This window comes from Algibacter sp. L4_22 (genome assembly GCF_023473045.1).
In the GTDB taxonomy this organism is placed as follows: domain Bacteria; phylum Bacteroidota; class Bacteroidia; order Flavobacteriales; family Flavobacteriaceae; genus Algibacter.
The window spans coordinates 95,407-114,144 of record NZ_JAMCOK010000002.1 but is presented as its reverse complement, the minus strand read 5'-3'; the positions used below and the strand labels follow the sequence as shown (position 1 = coordinate 114,144).

The window sequence follows — 18,738 nt, the reverse complement described above, 5'->3', positions numbered from 1 at the left end:
AAATAGCCATATATAATTTAAACATCTATTTCTTATACCATTTTACAAATATAAAATACTGCGTTTAGTACTATAATAAAACAAAAAGATCGGCCATAAATTGACCGATCTTTTTAAACTAATTCAAATTTACTTTGAAAAAAATATTTTAGGTTTATCTCTTTTATCAAAAAGTTCCTAGAGACTTTAACTCCTGTTTTATCTACCTCCAGGCTCTCCTGTTGGTCCTAATTCTCCTCCAATTTGAGTGACGGTGCTATTTATGGTAAAGTAATCTCCAGAATCTGTTCCGCCGCTATAGGTTCCAGAGGTGTATATGCCATTAACTTCCGTACCATTACTTACACTGCCTCCAGTAAAGATGTTATAAGTTTCGCCGGTTTCTAATTTTGCATTGGAGTAAATAATGGTCTGCACTTTATTTGGCACGAGGTAAGTAAGCGCTTCTATTTCATTATCTGATTGAATATTTAATATAGTATTTGCACTAATTCCATCGAGAATCACTGTGTTTTGTGTACTTACACTTGCTGTTGGGAATGAGGTATTTAAGCCTAAGCCTAGAATGGTTCCGCCTGTAATTTTAAAGGTATTATCGTCGGTATCAAAACTACCATCTGGCTCATCGACTCTAACTGCTATAGCTATGGTTATACCACCTGTAATAGTAATGCCTTCATTACTATCAATAGCATCATTTTTTGTTGCATAGACATAGTTGTTTCCGCCGTTTATATATAAATGTCCTATAGCATTAAGGCCATCATCATAAGCGTTAATGTTTATGGTACCATCGTTAATTGTCATCATGCCTTTAGACTCCATACCTTCACCTTCGGAAGTATTAATAACTAATTCACCTCCATTTATAGTGACATTGGGCGTAATGGTATCATCTGGCTCATCGGCTTCATCAATATCATAAGATGCCACAATACCATCATCTACAGCATTAATTGTAAATGTACCGTTGTTTATAATAATATAACCTTCTTCGCAATCCATACCATCGCTATCTGCTGTTAAATTAAGCGTACCACCATCTACAATAATATAGTCGTTGGTGTGTATGGCATCCGATGCTGCTTCACTTACTGTAATTTCGCCGCTAATAACTCTTATATAATCATCACTTGCAATACCGTGTTTGTAGTTTCCTTCTACATTAAGTGCTCCAGAACCGCTAAAAACCAACTGGCCTTCGCTAAAAAATGTGGCTTTTGCATCTTCGTCATCAGGAATATTACTGTAACTTGAAGCATCGGTTAAATAATTGGTCCCCTCCAATACTACAAAAATAGTTTTAGAAGATTGAATGTTAATTGCAGGCCCATCTGTGTTGGTTATACTTAAATCACTTAATGAAAGTTTGAATTTTTTATCGCTATACATTTTTAACATACCATTGGTTGTTGTACCCGATATTTCATAAGCTACTTTTGAAATGGATGAATTAACGGTAACGTTGGCACCATCTTGGGTAATCACTACATCCTCAGGAACTGGGTTTGTAATGGTTGCCGATGTATTGGAAAATACGATTTGCACGGTATTTTCAAAAGTGGCGTTTTCTACTAAATCATCTTCGTCTGCACCTGTATTATCGGTATCTCCTTCGGCGGTTCCTGTAGTGTTAGTGTCTGTTATTGTAATAGCTTCTGATGTGATTACAATCTCATCATTTTCATCATCTGTGCTACAAGCCATAAAAACGGCTAATACTGTAGCTAAAATGATCCCTTTTTTTAATGTTTTGTACTTCATAGGTCTTTTAATTTTAAGTAAGTGCAGAGTTCTTATTTGAATTCTTTTCTCTTTAATTATTACCTATATTTAGATGTCTATTCTGTTTTTAACTTGTGTGCTGTTTTGTTAAAAAAAACATAAAAAAAGAAGCTTCGTTAATTACACACTTCTTAAAATAAAAACTATTTTACTTGGGATAATGTTTATTGATTTCTAAAACTATTAGGATCTTAACTTTAATCTACAATTTTTATATCTATCGATGTAATACTTTGCCAACCTGTGGTATCTGTTACAGAATATGAGCAATGGTAATCACCAGAATCAATATCATCTGGAATAGTTATACTTACATTAAATTCGTAAGATGTTAATCCTTCTTCTATGGTAAAGTTTTCAACAAAAATTAACGGATCTATAGGGCCTTTTATCGGGTCTAAATCACAGGTAGCTTCTGCATTAATATCTGCTTCTAAATGAATATCTGAGCTTTTGTAGGCTACTTGTGCTGTTGAATGTGTGCTTCCTTCAATGGTGTCGCATGTGTTAAAAATACTAGCTACTCCATATTGCGTGGTTAACTGTTCTAGTTTTTTTGAGCTTCAGTAACGGTATCTATTTCTACATCTTTAACCGCTTCTAATTGCTGTCTTTTTTCTAACAAATTTATGAAGGTATTTAAAACACACAATTAATATAAATCTTTTACTCTTTTTAGCGATTTCATGTAAAACATATAAGAACTTAAATAGAACTTTTTTAAATATTGAGGCCCAACCTTTAAGTTAGTAATAACATAAACTCTATTTCGCTCAATTTTTTTTGTTTCGGGATTAAAGTTCAACATTCTATATCTTCGTAATATATTTTCACTAGGAAAAACGTCATTTTAATGAGAAATAATGCCAATACGGAAGTTTGTTTTCCAACAGAATTTGAAGCTATAATAGAGAGAATAGCAACCATGGATCCTGTGGGTTACAGCAAATCTAGAAATTATTTAGATGGTGCAGTAAGTTATTTATCTCCTTATATTTCTCGTGGTGTGATTTCTACAAAATTTGTGTATCAAGAATTATTAAAACGTGGTTTTAATCCAAATACAATATTAAAATTTATTCAAGAACTAGCATGGCGGGATTACTGGCAGCAAGTTTGGATTGCCAAAGGTGATGTTATAAATAATGATTTAAAACATACGCAAACTCCGGTTATCACAAACGGGATTTCTAAAAGTTTAGCCGATGGAACTACAGATATTGCGGCTATAGATATTGGTGTTAAACAGCTTAATAGTACAGGCTATATCCATAACCATTTAAGAATGTACATAGCTTCTATTTCTTGCAACATTGCTCAAAATCATTGGTTGCATCCCGCTAAATGGATGTATTATCATTTATTAGATGCAGATTGGGCAAGTAATGCGTTAAGTTGGCAATGGGTTGCTGGTGCAAATAGTAATAAGAAGTATTATGCCAATCAAGAAAATATTAATAACTTTTGTTATACCGAGCAAACGGATACGTTTCTAGATGTATCTTACAATGATTTTGAAAACTTATCTATACCTGAGGTATTAACATTTTCAGAACGATTAGATTTAAAAACACCGCTTCCAGAATCTAAAACTATAATTATAAATGAGGAGTTACCAACACTAATTTATAATTTTTATAATTTAGATCCGGTTTGGAAAAACAACAAACCTGCCAATCGAATTCTCTTATTGGAGCCCTCACATTTTGAAGCATATCCCGTATCTCAAAAGAGTATTGATTTTATAATTGGTCTCTCAAAAAACATAGAAAACATCCAAATATTTGTTGGTGAATTTAATGAGCTTACATTGTTATACCGTTTAGAAAACATATATTACAAGGAGCATCCTTTGAATATACATTATCAAGGTGTCGAGGAGCAAAGAGATTGGATGTTTGATGTAAAAGGCTACTACCCTTCTTTCTTTGCTTTTTGGAAAAAATGTAAAAAAGAAATTATATTCTAAATTTAAAATTGAACAACTTCTGCTCAACTACGGATTGTTAAATCTTATAATTACAAGTTAACCTCGCTCCTATTTTTCTCAGTTGATTATGGATTAAAAACTTAGGACTAATTTATTTTGTTTAACATTATGTTTAAAAAATTAAACAAAACACTTCTTTTTTAACTATATTTACTTGTAATTTGAAGATGTTATCCCCTTTTAACGCGAGTAAATATGAACAAGCAAGATTGTAAAATACATATTATAGGTGCGGGAGTGAGTGGCTTAATAGCTTCAAAGGTTCTGGAAGATCATGGCTATAAACCTGTAATAATCGAATCTACAGATCGTGTTGGAGGACGCGTTAAAACTGATATAGTTGATGGTTATCAATTAGATCGCGGATTTCAAGTATTACTCACAGCCTATCCAAGTGCCCAAAAATACTTAAATTTTGAAGCTTTAGAGTTACAGCATTTTCTTCCTGGTGCTACTATTTTTAATAATGGAAGCAGAAAAACTATTGGAGATCCTTTAAGGGAAATATCCTTACTTTTTCCAACCTTGCTATCAGGTATAGGAACGTTTTTAGATAAATTAAAAATTTTAAAATTGAATAGTCTTCTGAGAAAAACTTCTATTACTAAAATTTTCGATAAACCAGAAAAAACAACACTTCAGTATTTAATAGATTTTGGTTTTTCTCAAGACATGATAACGCTCTTTTTTAAACCTTTTTTCAGTGGTATATTTTTAGAGCCTAACCTAGAAACATCTAGTAGAATGTTTGAGTTTGTCTACAAAATGTTTGGTGAAGGTTTTGCTACCTTACCTAAGGCCGGTATTGAAGCTATACCAATGCAATTAAAATCTAATTTAAAACAGACCACATTTAAATTTAACACAAAGGTTAAGTTTGTAGATACTGGTACAATTTTATTAGAAAACGGAGCGGAATTACAAAGCGATTACACCATAATTGCTACCGATGCTAGCGCACTTTTGGTGAATCTAAAAAAGCAAGAGACTCAATGGAAATCTTGTGACACACTGTATTTTAAAACAAGCACTAGAATTATAAATAAGCCGCTAATTGGCCTTATAGCGAAAGAAGATGCACTTATTAATAATATATTTTATCACACAAGTATTTCATTAAAATCTAGAGGTGCGAAAGAATTATTATCTGTTACTGTTGTAAAAGAGCATAATTTATCTTCTGAAGCTCTAAAAACACGAGTTCAACAAGAGTTACATCGGTATTGCGGTATAGAAGCACATGCTCTTATAAAACATTATGTAATACCAAAAGCATTGCCAAAACTAGATGAATTACAGTATGAAAGGCCTATCTCCGAAATTGAAAAAACGAGTGGTGTTTTTCTAGCTGGTGACACGCAATTAAACGGTTCGTTAAATGCCGCAATGATGTCTGGTGAGTTAGCTGCTTTAAATGTATTGCAATCTTTAAAATCTAGTTTAACCAATTCAGAAACTTAACAGAATAATCTAATCACCTAAAAAAAAATCTAACCTTAAAAATAATTTCATGGAATATTTAATAATTATAATCAAAATTGGAATCGCCTTAAGTATAATTAATGTTTGGCTATTTCGTATTAATAAATCTACAAGCTGGAGAGGAAATAATGCTAGTAGCATGAAGGAAGAATTTAAAAGCTATGGTTTGCCAGAGTGGCTAATGTATGTTGTTGGAAGTTTAAAACTGCTATTTTCTTTAGGTCTTTTGGCGTCTATATTCTATAGTTCGTTAGCAGCACCATCAGCATTTGGAATTGCATTTTTAATGCTTGTCGCTATAATAATGCATATAAAAATAGGTGATCCTATTAAAAAATCTTTACCGGCATTTATATTTTTATCCTTATCCCTAATTGTTGCTTTGGTGTAAAGTATTAAAGATAAATTTTTAAAAAATAGAAAAATAAATAGCCGTTAAAAATCATAAAGACAAATGAAGGTAATGCTAGTATAAATGGATCTTTAATTTTCAATCTTACCAGAAAACCTAATAACATTTGTATCGTTAGTCCCATCGTCGCGATAACCCCTAATAATGGATTTACAAAACTGTATAGAAGGGCTAAACCGGCTAATATTTGTAAAATACCCGTTATTTTTCTTTGCTTTTCACTCAATTGAAAACGTAAAAACTCCTGCTTCATTTTATAAGAAAACAAACAGCCGTATCCATAAAACAGAAAGGAGATTGCCGATAAAATAATTAAAGTAGTATGTAGAATTTTCAAATTGAACGTATTTATATGAATTATGAAAATATAAAATACCCTATTGTAGAATTTTACAATAGGGTATTAACTTTGTAACGGTTACTTTAAATTCCATAATTTAAAAAGCAGGTTCCGGTCTACCTTTTAAACGTTTTTCAATTTTTTTCTTCTTTTCAGTTAAGCGCTTCATGATATCCATTATGCTAGTATCTTTAGACTTCTTGTAAGTTTCGTTTAAGGCAAGTATTAAACGCTTTGCTTCTCGAGATGCAACTACTCTATCACTTGTAGACATATTACTCATTTTCGCGTTTTCAAACTCAATTGCTTCGTTAATCAATTCCATAGATTTGCATTTTGTTTATTTTAAATAAATATAATTAAACAAAACGTGCATTAAGAGCATATGTAATTGATTATAATTATTTTAATATTGATTTAAGTTATAATGGAAATAAAATTTCAGTTTTATATGAGTGTTTTTAATGCTCAAAAATGATTTTTAACTAATTAGTAGCACAGGCTTTTTTTTAATAAGCCTCTTCCCTATTATATTTTTATTACTTTTTCAACAATACCTTGTATTCTAAAATCCGTAGTTAGAATTATAGGTTGATGTTTTGGATTTGTAGAATGTGGTTTTAGCACAATAGTATCGCCGTTATGTATAAACTCCTTTACGGTAGCATCCTCATCTATTAAAGCAACCACAAGATCACCATGGCTAGCAGTTTGCTTTTGTTTTATTAAAAGCAAGTCTCCGCTAGTGATGCCTTTTTGATTCATGGAGTCACCAGAAGCTCTTAAAAGAAAATAATCGCTCACATTTTTAACCAATTTTTTTGAAATCGAAATTTTGGCCTCAATATTTTCTTCAGCATAAATAGGTAACCCGCAAGATACAGAACCAATTAACGGAATTTCGACAGTATCCATGTTGCTAGATTCTCTTTTTATCAATGGGTTAGCTTCCAATAATTCTCTCGCCTCAACTTGCAAGAGGTTTGCTATGTCGTAAAGCACTTCTAGACTAGGTTGCCTTCTGTTTTGAACATAAGAATTCACCATATTATAGCTTTTATTAAGCTTGGTAGCGAGCCAAGTTTGCTTAATGCCTTTTAGTTCTAATACTTCCTTAATGCGGTTCATAATTAAATCATGGGTTTGAGACTACGAATTTAATCAATAATTTTTATATATCATATAATGAGATATTAATTATAACTAATATGAGGTTTTTTATCAGAATTATTCATTTTATATTTGATTAGATTGTATCTTTGGGCTTCAAATTAAACCCCATTTCATGTCTTTTCAACGTGTACAAGAAAAACTAAATATCCTTGCAGATGCTGCAAAGTATGATGTTTCTTGCTCCTCTAGCGGGAGTAACAGAACTAATAAAAATAAAGGATTAGGCGATGCCTCGGCTTCTGGAATTTGTCATTCTTATACAGAAGATGGTCGCTGTGTTTCCTTATTAAAAATATTGCTAACCAACCATTGTATTTTTGACTGTGCCTATTGTGTAACACGTAAAAGTAACGATGTTAAACGTGCTGCTTTTAAGGTTCAGGAAGTGGTCGATTTAACCATGAATTTTTATCGACGTAATTATATTGAAGGCTTGTTTCTAAGTTCTGGCATCTTTAAAAGTGCCGATTACACCATGGAACGCTTAGTATCTGTGGCTAAAAAATTAAGATTAGAAGAGAATTTTAATGGCTACATTCATTTAAAATCTATTCCTGGAGCGAGTGATGAATTAATGCGTGAAGCTGGTTTATACGCCGATCGATTAAGCGTTAATATTGAAATTCCAACCGAAAAAGGTCTTAAACTTTTAGCGCCTGATAAAAATAGAGCCGATTTTATAAAACCCATGGAAAAGGTTAAAAATGAAATTATTCAATACAAAAGCGAAAAGAAAATAATAAGAAGTACACCCAAATATGCTCCTGCCGGACAAAGCACGCAAATGATTGTTGGAGCAAGTGGTGAGAATGATATGCAAATTATGTACACGTCTAATTATTTTTATAAAAACTTTAATTTAAAACGGGTTTATTATTCGGGTTATGTACCCATTAGTTACGATACACGATTACCACAAATTGGAACTCCTGTCCCGATGTTGCGAGAAAACAGGTTGTATCAAACCGATTGGCTTCTGCGTTTTTACGGCTTTAATATTGAAGAAATTTTAAATGAACAAAACCAAAGCCTAGATCTAGATATCGACCCTAAATTGGGTTGGGCACTGCGTAATATGCATGAATTTCCGGTAGATATTAATAAAGCCGATAAGCGTATGCTTTCTAGAATTCCTGGTTTAGGCATGAAATCGGTTTTTAAAATTTTAAATGCAAGGCGCTACAGGCAGCTTAACTGGGATCATTTAAAATCTATTGGCGTCGCATTTAATCGGGCGCAATATTTTATGTTATGTGCTTCAAATCAATTTGAAAAGCGAGATCTCACTCCCGAAAAAATTAAAGGTCTAATACTGCAAAACTCTAAAAGCAAGTACACATCACTGCTTAGTAATCAATTAAACCTCTTTGGATAGTATTACTATGGAAACAACTTTAGTTTACGATGGCACATTCGATGGGTTTTTAACCTGTGTTTTTATGGCGTATGAGATGAAATTAAAAGCAGTCTCTATTGTGAAAGAAAAGCATTTTCAAGAGCCTATGTTCGGGAGTTGGGACTTGGTTAATACCGAGCAAGAGAAAGCAAACCGGGTTTGGGCAGGTTTAAAAAAGAAAATGTCAGCCAATGCATTACAGCGTTTTTACTATACCTTTTTAAGCGAAAAACCAACTGTAGAAAACACTATATACCAAGCCATTCTATACGTATTTCAATCTAAAAACAACGTCGCCTCAGATTTTGGAAACGTTCACATTTTACAACTTTCAAAACTCACTAAAAATGTAAGCCGAGAAAAACACAGAATGGAAGCTTTCGTAAGGTTTAAGCTCACAAAAGACGGTGTTTATTTCGCAAATATAGAGCCCGATTTCAATGTTTTACCATTAATAAAAAGGCATTTCGAAAAACGCTATGCAGATCAAAAATGGCTTATTTACGACTTAAGAAGAAAGTATGGCATTTATTACAATTTAGAGTCCGTTGAACTTATTAGTCTCGAACTCGATCGTAATTTCGATCCTTCTAAAACATCAACAGAATTTTTCGCACCTATCGAATTAGAGTTTCAACAACTGTGGCAAGACTATTTTAAAAGTACAAACATTAAGTCACGAAAAAACATGAAACTCCATATTCAACATATCCCAAAACGCTACTGGAAATATTTAAGCGAAAAACAACAATAACACTATATTTTAAAAGCTATTTCCTGCTATCCGCTATATCTTTTTTGTTATCAACCTTCAAGTTGTTCTTTATCTTTAATCTTAATTATTTACGCAGCTTTAGCGCTATAATATAACATAAAAAAGGATGCCGCTGCTATCAGGGCTAAACCATCTACCAAGGGTGTTTTTCAATCAGATCTCACAGCATATTTTACTTTGAAATTGAAGAAATCACCTTCAAATAATCAATTTACTTCAACTAACCGCCGATACTTAATCTCCGCTCGTCACCATTAAAAGTCTACTTAGCGAAACATAATTTTTCAAATCTTATTAAGCATTATTTTTATTCTGACTAAGAAAACTAATTAAAAGTGATTCTTAGTAAAATGGAATACTAAATATAAATTTTTGTATTCTACCGCTTCTCTCATGTTGTTGCTTTGTAAAAAGAGTGCAATAATACGGCGGTAGTTTACTTTTATTATAAATTAAACTTCCTTCCTCAAAACCTCCAACGGCGGACTTCTTAAAACAGATCTCATATTACTTAAGCCAATAAGGACCACTAATAAAGTAATACCAGGTAGAAAAACTAGAAAAGGAATTACCGATGGTACAAAAGGTTCTTTAAACAAAAATGTTGCTAATAATTGACTACCAATTAAAGATAATAAAATGCCTGTTAAGCTTCCTAATAGGCCTAAATAGACATATTCTAGAGCCGTAATTTGCAAAATTTGTTTGCTTTTGGCTCCTAAAGTTCTCAATAGTACACTTTCTTTAATACGCTGGTATTTGCTATTTCTAACAGAACCTATAAGCACAATAAAACCTGTTAAAATACTAAAGAATGCCATAAAGTTAATAACCCATGATACTTTATCTAAAATACCTTCGACCAGTGTAAAAACTTGACGTAAATCTAAAATGGTAACATTCGGGAACTGTTGTACTAAATCTCTTTGCAACGCTGCCGAGCCTTCTTTATTGGGTACATAAGTCGTCATCACATTAAATTTAGGCGCATTTTCTAACACACCAGTTGGAAATAAAATCGAAAAATTTATTTTCATACTGCTCCAGTCTACCTTACGAATACTTCCAATAATAGTTTCCATTAAAACACCTTGAATATTAAAAACAACAGCATCGCCTACTTTTAAATTCGCATCTTTGGCAATATAATCTGTAATCGATATATAGATAGGTTTTCCCTGTTCTGCTTTACCTACCCAATCCCCTTCTAATAGCTCTTCTGTATTATTTAAAGCATCTCTATACGTCACTCTAAATTCCCTATTTAAAACCCATTTACGCATTTTAATAGTGGTGTCTTTCCGAATTTCATTTACAGATTTACCACGAATACTTTGCATACGCATGGTTATAATAGGGATATTATCAATAACCTCTAATCCTTTACTTTTAAAGCTGTCTAAAAGTGCGGTTTCTTGTTTGCTTTGTACATCCATTAAAATGATATTGGCATCACTTTTTTTATTTTCAATAGAGGTTTTGGCTAGTAAAATATCTTTAGTAAAATATAGCGTACTTATTAAAAAAGTACCTAAACCAATCGCTAATACAAGCACCATGGTTTGATTATTTGGGCGAAATAAGTTTAATAAACTTTGACGTTGCGTATACCCCCAAGAACTCGGAAAGAATTTTTTAATCAACTTGATAAAAACACTGGCTACACCTGCCATAATAGCAAATGTGATTAAAATACCGAGCGTAAAAAACAAGCCATTAAGGGCATCTTTTAGGATCCAAAAAGAAAATAGAAAGATAAAAAGCAGGATAGTTAATAGCACCGCAATTCGTGCTGTTTTAGGTTTCTGTAAATTATCTTCAGAACCTCTTAAAACTTCTAAAGGCGATACATACCAAGTGCCTAATAAAGGTAATAAGGCGAACAAAACGGACATTAACACACCCAAAGTAACGCCCATAATTATAGGCCAAATAGTGATTGCAATGTCTACACTAAAGGGTAAAAAATCTTGTAAAATATAAGGAAACGCATATTGTAACGCCGTCCCAATGGCCGAGCCAATTAAACCGCCTATAAAACCAATACTTATAATTTGTAGCAAGTAAATAAAAAAGGTTTGTTTTCTAGATGCGCCTAAACATTTTAAAACCGCTACATTTTTCAGTTTTTCTTTAATGTAAATATGTACGGAACTTGCAATACCAATACAACCCAGTAAAAGAGCAATAAAAGCGACTAAATTTAAAAATCGGCTTACATTATCATACTTACGACCTAAGCGTTTACTGGTACTAATATGTGTATCTAAATCAGCGTTTTCAGCTTCAAGAATCGGATTTATTTTCTTAGTTAGACTATCCAAATCCATTTCTGAATCTTTAAAAAAGTATTGATATTCTTTTCTACTGCCAGCTTGCAATAATTGGGTTTGTTCTAAAAATCGAAAAGGAATTAAAACGGTTGGAGCAACAGAAGATGAAATGGCTGTGCTTCCAGGAATGGATTTTAAAGCGCCTATAATCGGGATTGTTAATTCGCCTAATTTTATAGAATCTCCAGCTGTTATATTATATTGTAATAACAAGGTAGCATCTACCAAAGCACCACCTATTTTTTGATAATTAGCGCCTGCATTTTCAGGTGTTGTTGCTATAGTACCGTAAAAAGGAAATGCGCCTTCTATGGCCCGTACTTTCACTAATTTAGTGCCGTTATTTTTAGGAAAAGCAGCCATAGATACAAAGTTTACTTCGGAAGCATCTGCGCCTAAAGAATCTATAATGTGATTTACCTTTTCGGAAGTTTCTTGTTTGCTATCTATAATAAAATCGGCACCCATTAAGGCTTTCGATTGTTGTTTTATATTTTGTTTTAAATTATCACTAAATAATTGAATAGAAACCACCGCAGCAATACCCAATATAATCGATGCCATAAATAGCATTAACCTAGACAGGCTTGCTTTCCCGTCGCGCCAAGCCATCTTTAAAAGCCATTGAAAATTTGCTTTTGTATTGATATTGCTCATTAAATAGTGCTTGTTTTTTCGTTAGAAATAATCTTTCCGCCTTTTAATCTTAAAATTTGTTGTGTACGGTTTGCCAAATCTAAATCGTGTGTAATAATGACTAAAGTGGTGCCAGCTTCTTTATTCAATTCAAAAAGTAATTGAATTACTTTTTCGCCTGTTTCTTCATCTAAATTCCCTGTAGGCTCATCTGCAAATAAAATAGAAGGTTTGTTAGAAAATGCTCTAGCCAAAGCCACACGTTGTTGCTCTCCTCCAGATAATTGCGATGGATAATGATGCAAACGATCTCCCAAACCAACTTTTTCTAATAAAGCTATACCAAATTTAGCCGCATTCTTTTCACCTTGTAATTCTAAAGGCACAATCACATTTTCTAAAGCGGTTAATGTTGGTAATAATTGAAAATTTTGAAAAATAAAACCTACTTCCTGGTTTCGTAATGCCGCACGTTCATCCTCATTTAAATCTTCCAAAGCCGTTCCGCATAATTCAATGCTACCTGAGGTTGGGTAATCTAAACCGGCACACAAGCCTAACAGCGTTGTTTTTCCGCTACCAGAAGGCCCAACAATAGAAAACACACTCCCCTTTTCTACTTCAAAAGAGATATTACTAATCACTGTTAATTTTTTAGAACCACTTGTATAAGTCTTCTCTAAATCATTAATCTTTAATATATTTGACATTATTCTTATTTAAGATTTTCACTAAAACGTACTGATGTTGAAAAATAGACAATTGATAATAAACAGCAACAATAGAATTCAAAAGGTTTTCTTAAAATTTTGTTGTCTTTATGTGCTTGTATTCGTGTTCTCATGCAAATCTGATGCTTCTAAAGACACAACCACTTTAGATGAAACTACTACTGAAAACGAAACCAAAAGCACTGAAAATAGTAATTCTAAGAAAATCATCTTTTTTGGAGATAGTTTAACCGCAGGCTATGGCTTAGAAGATGTTAACAATGCTTTCCCTGGGCTCATACAAAGTAAAATAGATTCTTTACAACTAGATTATACTATTGTGAATTCTGGTATTAGTGGCGAAACGACTTCGGGTGGGAAAAATAGAATTGATTGGGTTTTAAATGAAGAGCCTACTATTTTTGTTTTAGAATTGGGTGCGAATGATGGTTTACGCGGTGTGCCTTTAGATCAATCTAAAGCCAATTTACAAACTATTATAGATGCAGTAAAGACCAAATATCCGGAGACTGTTATTGTTTTAGCTGGTATGCAAATACCACCAAATATGGGACAAAGTTACACTACAGAATTTAAAAATATGTTTCCTGATTTAGCTAAAAAGAACGATTTGCATTTAATCCCTTTTCTATTAGAAGATGTTGGCGGTATTGAAGCATTAAATCAATCGGATGGTATTCATCCAACAAAAGCAGGTCATAAAATATTGGCTGAAAATGTTTGGGATATACTAAAACCTATACTTTAAGTTTTAGTGTTTAATGTATTTAAAATTTGTTTTTTATATTTTTTTTGTAATACTGTTTTTATTCATCTAAAAATCATTCTTTATTTTTGCGTTTCTTTCTCCAAAGTATGTAAAAGAAAACAGCTAAGATTGGTAAAATAATAAACACAATTAACTCAAACGGATCCGATAAATCTAATGGTTGGTTGTCGTCGGGGTTTGGTGTTCCCATGGGTAATTGTAAAATCAATGTATTTAATAGTGTGAGCATGTTTTTAAGGGTTTTACCCAAATTTAAGAATTTAAAAACGGCTAACCAATCTAAAAACGAAATACATTTTTTTACTTATTTTGTAAATTAAATGCTAACTACATCTCGATCAGGAAAAATAATAGCCAAAATATTCTAAGTTATTTTATCGGCACCATCATTGAATGTTGACGACTATATTCTCACTATAGCTTTACAGAAACAAATTCACTTACTAAATCAATTAACTAACTCTCCTTCACATTCAATTAAGATATAATTAAAATGTTCAACATCACTTGCGTTAAGCTTTAATGTACCCGTCATGCTTACAATATTGTCAGTTTTAAAGTGTTTCACGTTAGTAAACTGAAGCTCTACTGCTGTTTCCGGACCACCTTGACCACAAAAGAAACAGGCAGACATGGGGCCTTTGGATAACATGAATAATTTACCATTAGGATCGATATTTAGAAAATATCCCTTTATAGTAATTTTTTTCCCTTCGAGAGTTTTAACTGATGCAGAAAAATCGGGATGCTTAAAATAATCATCGTAAGCTGGAAAAAATTTGTCGGTGTAAGTCACTTTTGCTAAATCTTCCCAAGTTATTTTTTGTTGGCTATAGCATAGTGCGTGCGTAAAGAGCAGTATTGCTATTAAAATTTTATTTTTCATGACTTAAAATTGTTGAGATATCCATTTTTAGAATGGGATATATTGCCAGTAAAATAGATAATAATGTTATTATAAAAGTAGCGGCTCCCGTATTCAGGAGTTCATGATATGGCAGTTCTTTGAGTATATAGAGTTTATCGTCTGCATGCATCAATTTAAAAATGAATTTTGAACCTACTTTTACAAGTAACAAGCCAAACCCATAAGCAGCAAGTGCTATTGTAAAGCCTTCATAAGCTATTATTTTTATCAATTGAAAGTTAGTCGCTCCGTAGGTTCGTAGAATAGCCAAATCGAAGCTACGTTCTTTTACCATTTTGTATAGACTAGTGAACATGATAATACCTGAAATAATAAGAATTAAGTAAGCTATTCCTGCTATTGTTTTAAAGCCCACGCCTGTGTATTGATATAAGCGATCTAATTCAAATTTGGGTAAAACCGCTTGCATACTAGTTTGTTGATTAATTTGTCGTGGAATTGTTAAAAACGCTGAAGGACTTCTAAAGGAAATTAATAATGAGGTTATTTCTTGGTCTTTATCTTTATGCTCGTGCTCTTGATGATTTTCGGAACTGTGAGTTTCATCATGATTATGAACATCCCAAACACTTTGTAAATTAGTAATAATTAAACGATCTATAACTTTTTGAGTGGGCTTTAAAATACCTACAACTGTTAATTTATCAGAATGCACATCTATCGTATTTTCTATTAATCCATGAGAACTTAACAAAACATCTCCTATTTTAACTCCTAATTGCTGAGATACAGAAAATCCTACAACAACTTCCATAGATTTTTGAACGCGATGGCCTTGCTTTAATTCTGCTTTATAAAGACTGGCAAATTTATCGGTTGTTCCTACAATTCTAAATCCTTTATAATTATCACCATAAGAAATAGGTACAGCAGATTTAATCATTGGGTTTTTACTTATTTTTATTGCTTCATGATAAGAAATATTCCCTGTTGGATTATCTAGATGAAGCACCGAGGCTAATACTAATTGTAAAGGACTTCCTTTGGCTCCAATCACCAAATCAATGTCTCCTAAATTATTTTCCATTTGGTATTGAAAAGAATGCTTTATTTGTTGAATACCTAAAAGAAGAATAATACTTAGTGTTAACATAAAAACGCTTAAAAATGTATAAAGCGGCTTAGATTTGATGTTTTTAATACTTATTTCCCAAATTTTCATAAAGCTATGGTGTTTTGGAAGAAGGGCTTAATTCTAGAATCGTGTGTAATAACAATGAGGTTTGCATCAGTTCTTTCGGCTTGTTCCCTTAGTAGCTTCATAACAATAGTACAGTTTTCATCGTCTAAACTAGAGGTCGGTTCATCGGCTAAAATTATTTTTGGTTGATGTATAACGGCAGATGCAATGCCTAATCTTTGTAATTGTCCATCGCTAAGCTCGTTTACCTTACTGTATTTAAAATTGAGTAAGTCGAGCTGTTTTAGTAAATCATCAATAATGATATTTTTATCTTTTTTTTTACTGAATAATAGCCGTGCTTGTAAATTTTCTATAACATTTAGGGATTGTATGGCATGTTTTTTTTGAAAGACTAAACCAACGTTTTTCCCTCTAAACTTGTCTAATTGTCTAGAATTTAAATTAATGATATCCACATGATCGATAATTATTTTTCCCGTAGCGGGTTTTAATAAACCAGATAATAGATGCAAAAGTGTTGTTTTACCTATTCCCGATTTCCCTAAAATGAGTAAGTTTTCTTGCTTGTTTAAAGTGATATTGGGAAAACTAAAACTATTTTCTGTATTTTTATATTGAAATGTAAGATGCTTTGTGTGTATCATTTTGAATATTATAAAACCTCATGCTTTGTTTTATATAGCTATTGGCCATTGGTCTTGCTCAGAAAACTGCCCTTTTTTCCATATGGCTATTTCAAGTTGGGTAAGCAAACAATCTTCTAATTCTGCTATCATTTTTTCTTTGTTTAAATGTTGCCCAATAAAGACTAGCTCTATTTTTCTATCTCCAAAATTGACATCCCAACTAGATCCAATTTCGTTTTGATTATCAAGAAAAGAGGCATAACCAATGCGTTCTCCAAAAGACATAGAAGCCCACCAAACACCAGCATTATCTGCTTTACATGAACCTCCGGCAGAACTCCATAATAAAGCCTGATTCGATCTTGAAGCTAGCCAGAATAAGCCTTTACTTCTAATAATATTTTGAGGAAATCGTTGATTGAGGTACGTTAAAAATCGTTCGGGATGAAAAGGTGACTTACTTTTAAACACAAAGGAACTTATGCCATATTCTTCGGTTTCTGGTACATGGTCATTTTCTAATTCTTTTAACCATCCTGCAGAAGCTTCTGCTTTTTCATAATCGAATAAATTGGTATTGATTATATTTTCTAGTTCAACTTTAGATTCATTAGCTGTAATAATACGCGCTTCTGGGTTTAACTTTTGAATAATAGCTCGAAGTTCTTCTAATTGTTTTGCGGTTACCAAATCCATTTTATTGATAATGATAACATTAGCAAATTCAATTTGATCGGTTAATAGATTAACAATCGTTCTATCATCCCCTTCTATATTGGTAAGTTCTCTTGAGGTTAAATAATCTGAGCTCGAAAAATCTTTTAAGAAATTAAAAGCATCTACCACAGTTACCATGGTGTCTATATAACTAAAACGACTTAAGTCTATTTTTCCATCTTCACTTTCAAATGTAAACGTTTGTGCTACCGGAATAGGTTCGCTAATTCCAGTACTTTCTATAAGTAAATAATCAAATTTATTTTGAGCCGCTAACTTTTCAACCTCTATCATCAGGTCTTCTCTCAACGTACAACAAATGCAACCGTTAGACATTTCTACTAATTTCTCCTCGGTTCTAGAGAGTGTGTTTTCATTTGCAATAAACTGAGCATCAATGTTAACTTCACTCATGTCATTTACAATAACGGCTACTTTTAAACCTTTTTTGTTATGCAGTACATGGTTTAGCAATGTTGTTTTTCCAGCGCCTAAAAAACCACTTAATACGGTTACAGGTAATTTTTTCATTTATTTTAATCTATTTTGTAATTCGAGTATTAATTTACTTGGTGTTATTATCGATAGCTTTGCCTATTAAAAGTATCGATTTAATTATTTTTTCTAAAGAAGAAGGCTCACTACCAGGACCTATAGTAAGTAGTTTAGAACCTGTTGTAGGAACACCATTAAAAGGCCTAATATGCACGTCTCCATTTGGAGTTCGCTCAAAATAGGTGTGATTATTATTATCACCTATTTTTGTACAACCTTTTACTCTAAGTATACTTTTAGGTAATGCTGAACAAATATTATCGATATACTTTAAGCTTGGCAAATTTGGTAGATCTACAGAGCATGAGGCCCAATGTGCTTTTTGATGATCTAGCTTTTTTGACGAATTTTTAGAGGGTAGCAATTCTGGAAGTAATAAAACATCTAAGCTATCCATGGGGATTATTTTAGCAGAAGGGTTAAATGTTTTTAATTGATTAATCACTTGAATTTTTCGTTTTTCATTTACACTTCCAAGGTGTGTTAAAACCAATAATGAAGACACCTGTATTTGGCTTGCTTCTAGCTCGTTATGTTCGCCACGTTCCTGCCAATTTTTGGCATCGACTACCGAAATTTGAATGGGTGGTAAAAATCGATCATGGAGTCCAACTCCCAAAAATTCCATTAACGAGCAAGCATCAGATGTTCCGTTAGCTTCAATTAATGTAATACCCTTTTGTCTTTCAGGAATTCTATTTACCGTATTTCTAAGCTCCATAATGCCACTACAACAAATACAACTACCACTTAAAGGTTTTATGGCGTTTAATCCAATTTGCTGAGCAAATTGTTCTGCATCCAGATTAGCATTTTCATAATCATTAAGAATAACGAACGGATTCCAACCGTTGTTATTAAAATTTTCTAACAAGTATTTTAGCAATGTTGTTTTTCCTGCTCCCAAAAATCCAACAACAGTTATAATAGCTTCCATGTTTTTTTA

Annotated in this window: 19 protein-coding genes and 1 pseudogene; 6 read left to right on the top strand and 14 right to left on the bottom strand. The window is 32.4% G+C overall.

The annotated features are described in order from the left end of the window. Positions 1-198: 198 nt before the first annotated feature. Together M4I23_RS05140 and M4I23_RS05135 are read right to left on the bottom strand one after the other, a co-directional pair. Positions 199-1,764, bottom strand: coding sequence for a carbohydrate-binding domain-containing protein (locus tag M4I23_RS05140; RefSeq protein WP_249753687.1), 1,566 nt, complete (start codon positions 1,762-1,764; stop codon positions 199-201). Positions 1,765-1,982: 218 nt separating this feature from the next. Then, positions 1,983-2,228 carry a DUF4625 domain-containing protein gene (locus M4I23_RS05135; RefSeq protein ID WP_368736174.1) on the bottom strand — a complete coding sequence of 82 codons (246 nt, stop codon included), beginning with the start codon at positions 2,226-2,228 and terminating at the stop codon, positions 1,983-1,985. A 410-nt stretch (positions 2,229-2,638) separates the two neighbouring features. On the opposite strand from M4I23_RS05135, the gene M4I23_RS05130 reads away from it, so the two are divergent. The 3 genes from M4I23_RS05130 to M4I23_RS05120 all read left to right on the top strand — a co-directional run bounded on the left by M4I23_RS05130 (position 2,639) and on the right by M4I23_RS05120 (position 5,648). Continuing rightward, the gene (locus tag M4I23_RS05130; protein WP_249753686.1) at positions 2,639-3,754 is read left to right on the top strand and encodes an FAD-binding domain-containing protein; all 1,116 of its coding nucleotides are present in this window, start codon (positions 2,639-2,641) and stop codon (positions 3,752-3,754) included. 216 nt (positions 3,755-3,970) lie between these two features. After that, a complete protein-coding gene (locus M4I23_RS05125) occupies positions 3,971-5,236 on the top strand; it encodes an NAD(P)/FAD-dependent oxidoreductase (protein WP_249753685.1) in 1,266 nt (421 codons plus the stop codon). 49 nt (positions 5,237-5,285) lie between these two features. Beyond that, positions 5,286-5,648 carry a DoxX family protein gene (locus tag M4I23_RS05120; protein WP_249753684.1) on the top strand — a complete coding sequence of 121 codons (363 nt, stop codon included), beginning with the start codon at positions 5,286-5,288 and terminating at the stop codon, positions 5,646-5,648. 4 nt (positions 5,649-5,652) lie between these two features. Here the strand turns inward: M4I23_RS05120 and M4I23_RS05115 are convergent, their stop codons facing one another. The 4 genes and pseudogenes from M4I23_RS05115 to M4I23_RS05100 all read right to left on the bottom strand — a co-directional run. Then, entirely contained in the window at positions 5,653-6,006 is a 354-nt protein-coding gene (locus tag M4I23_RS05115) for a DoxX family protein (protein ID WP_158850113.1), read from the bottom strand. A 100-nt stretch (positions 6,007-6,106) separates the two neighbouring features. After that, a complete protein-coding gene (locus tag M4I23_RS05110; RefSeq protein ID WP_249753683.1) occupies positions 6,107-6,334 on the bottom strand; it encodes a hypothetical protein in 228 nt (75 codons plus the stop codon). Between the two features lie 203 nt (positions 6,335-6,537). After that, the gene (gene lexA, locus M4I23_RS05105) at positions 6,538-6,948 is read right to left on the bottom strand and encodes a transcriptional repressor LexA (RefSeq protein ID WP_368736173.1); all 411 of its coding nucleotides are present in this window, start codon (positions 6,946-6,948) and stop codon (positions 6,538-6,540) included. Between the two features lie 9 nt (positions 6,949-6,957). Continuing rightward, positions 6,958-7,137: pseudogene (locus tag M4I23_RS05100) on the bottom strand (helix-turn-helix domain-containing protein); the annotation flags it as partial. Positions 7,138-7,294: 157 nt separating this feature from the next. On the opposite strand from M4I23_RS05100, the gene M4I23_RS05095 reads away from it, so the two are divergent. Next, positions 7,295-8,557: a putative DNA modification/repair radical SAM protein gene (locus M4I23_RS05095; protein WP_249753682.1), complete on the top strand. Its 1,263-nt coding sequence runs from the start codon at positions 7,295-7,297 to the stop codon at positions 8,555-8,557. Between the two features lie 7 nt (positions 8,558-8,564). Next, positions 8,565-9,332 (top strand): TIGR03915 family putative DNA repair protein, encoded by a 768-nt coding sequence (locus M4I23_RS05090; RefSeq protein ID WP_249753681.1) that lies wholly within the window; start codon positions 8,565-8,567, stop codon positions 9,330-9,332. 473 nt (positions 9,333-9,805) lie between these two features. Here the strand turns inward: M4I23_RS05090 and M4I23_RS05085 are convergent, their stop codons facing one another. Then, complete coding sequence (locus M4I23_RS05085; RefSeq protein ID WP_249753680.1) at positions 9,806-12,343, bottom strand: ABC transporter permease; 2,538 nt, start codon at positions 12,341-12,343, stop codon at positions 9,806-9,808. Further along, positions 12,343-13,032 carry an ABC transporter ATP-binding protein gene (locus tag M4I23_RS05080; RefSeq protein ID WP_249753679.1) on the bottom strand — a complete coding sequence of 230 codons (690 nt, stop codon included), beginning with the start codon at positions 13,030-13,032 and terminating at the stop codon, positions 12,343-12,345. The genes M4I23_RS05085 and M4I23_RS05080 overlap by 1 nt, the downstream gene beginning before the upstream one ends. A 112-nt stretch (positions 13,033-13,144) precedes the next feature. Between M4I23_RS05080 and M4I23_RS05075 the strand changes: the two genes are divergently transcribed. Beyond that, on the top strand, positions 13,145-13,801 hold the full coding sequence (locus tag M4I23_RS05075) for an arylesterase (protein ID WP_368736172.1): 657 nt from the start codon (positions 13,145-13,147) through the stop codon (positions 13,799-13,801). Between the two features lie 73 nt (positions 13,802-13,874). Here the strand turns inward: M4I23_RS05075 and M4I23_RS05070 are convergent, their stop codons facing one another. The 6 genes from M4I23_RS05070 to M4I23_RS05045 all read right to left on the bottom strand — a co-directional run bounded on the left by M4I23_RS05070 (position 13,875) and on the right by M4I23_RS05045 (position 18,729). Next, positions 13,875-14,051, bottom strand: a complete 177-nt coding sequence (locus M4I23_RS05070; protein ID WP_249753677.1) for an adenylosuccinate synthetase — start codon at positions 14,049-14,051, stop codon at positions 13,875-13,877. Between the two features lie 219 nt (positions 14,052-14,270). After that, the gene (locus M4I23_RS05065) at positions 14,271-14,708 is read right to left on the bottom strand and encodes a hypothetical protein (RefSeq protein WP_249753676.1); all 438 of its coding nucleotides are present in this window, start codon (positions 14,706-14,708) and stop codon (positions 14,271-14,273) included. Next, positions 14,698-15,912 carry an FtsX-like permease family protein gene (locus M4I23_RS05060; protein ID WP_249753675.1) on the bottom strand — a complete coding sequence of 405 codons (1,215 nt, stop codon included), beginning with the start codon at positions 15,910-15,912 and terminating at the stop codon, positions 14,698-14,700. Before M4I23_RS05060 ends, M4I23_RS05065 begins: the two co-directional genes overlap by 11 nt. Further along, the gene (locus M4I23_RS05055; protein ID WP_249753674.1) at positions 15,909-16,538 is read right to left on the bottom strand and encodes an ATP-binding cassette domain-containing protein; all 630 of its coding nucleotides are present in this window, start codon (positions 16,536-16,538) and stop codon (positions 15,909-15,911) included. Before M4I23_RS05055 ends, M4I23_RS05060 begins: the two co-directional genes overlap by 4 nt. Before the next feature lie 30 nt (positions 16,539-16,568). Next, on the bottom strand, positions 16,569-17,768 hold the full coding sequence (locus tag M4I23_RS05050) for a GTP-binding protein (RefSeq protein ID WP_249753673.1): 1,200 nt from the start codon (positions 17,766-17,768) through the stop codon (positions 16,569-16,571). Positions 17,769-17,802: 34 nt separating this feature from the next. Then, positions 17,803-18,729 carry a GTP-binding protein gene (locus tag M4I23_RS05045; RefSeq protein WP_249753672.1) on the bottom strand — a complete coding sequence of 309 codons (927 nt, stop codon included), beginning with the start codon at positions 18,727-18,729 and terminating at the stop codon, positions 17,803-17,805. Positions 18,730-18,738 lie beyond the last annotated feature (9 nt).

Bases quoted from the DNA above. Each gene is read 5' to 3' on its own strand.
- M4I23_RS05140 (WP_249753687.1), bottom strand. From the start codon at position 1,764: ATGAAGTACAAAACATTAAAAAAAGGGATCATTTTAGCTACAGTATTA.
- M4I23_RS05130 (WP_249753686.1), top strand. From the start codon at position 2,639: ATGAGAAATAATGCCAATACGGAAGTTTGTTTTCCAACAGAATTTGAA.
- M4I23_RS05125 (WP_249753685.1), top strand. From the start codon at position 3,971: ATGAACAAGCAAGATTGTAAAATACATATTATAGGTGCGGGAGTGAGT.
- M4I23_RS05120 (WP_249753684.1), top strand. From the start codon at position 5,286: ATGGAATATTTAATAATTATAATCAAAATTGGAATCGCCTTAAGTATA.
- M4I23_RS05110 (WP_249753683.1), bottom strand. From the start codon at position 6,334: ATGGAATTGATTAACGAAGCAATTGAGTTTGAAAACGCGAAAATGAGT.
- M4I23_RS05095 (WP_249753682.1), top strand. From the start codon at position 7,295: ATGTCTTTTCAACGTGTACAAGAAAAACTAAATATCCTTGCAGATGCT.
- M4I23_RS05090 (WP_249753681.1), top strand. From the start codon at position 8,565: ATGGAAACAACTTTAGTTTACGATGGCACATTCGATGGGTTTTTAACC.
- M4I23_RS05085 (WP_249753680.1), bottom strand. From the start codon at position 12,343: ATGAGCAATATCAATACAAAAGCAAATTTTCAATGGCTTTTAAAGATG.
- M4I23_RS05080 (WP_249753679.1), bottom strand. From the start codon at position 13,032: ATGTCAAATATATTAAAGATTAATGATTTAGAGAAGACTTATACAAGT.
- M4I23_RS05070 (WP_249753677.1), bottom strand. From the start codon at position 14,051: ATGCTCACACTATTAAATACATTGATTTTACAATTACCCATGGGAACA.
- M4I23_RS05065 (WP_249753676.1), bottom strand. From the start codon at position 14,708: ATGAAAAATAAAATTTTAATAGCAATACTGCTCTTTACGCACGCACTA.
- M4I23_RS05060 (WP_249753675.1), bottom strand. From the start codon at position 15,912: ATGAAAATTTGGGAAATAAGTATTAAAAACATCAAATCTAAGCCGCTT.
- M4I23_RS05055 (WP_249753674.1), bottom strand. From the start codon at position 16,538: ATGATACACACAAAGCATCTTACATTTCAATATAAAAATACAGAAAAT.
- M4I23_RS05050 (WP_249753673.1), bottom strand. From the start codon at position 17,768: ATGAAAAAATTACCTGTAACCGTATTAAGTGGTTTTTTAGGCGCTGGA.
- M4I23_RS05045 (WP_249753672.1), bottom strand. From the start codon at position 18,729: ATGGAAGCTATTATAACTGTTGTTGGATTTTTGGGAGCAGGAAAAACA.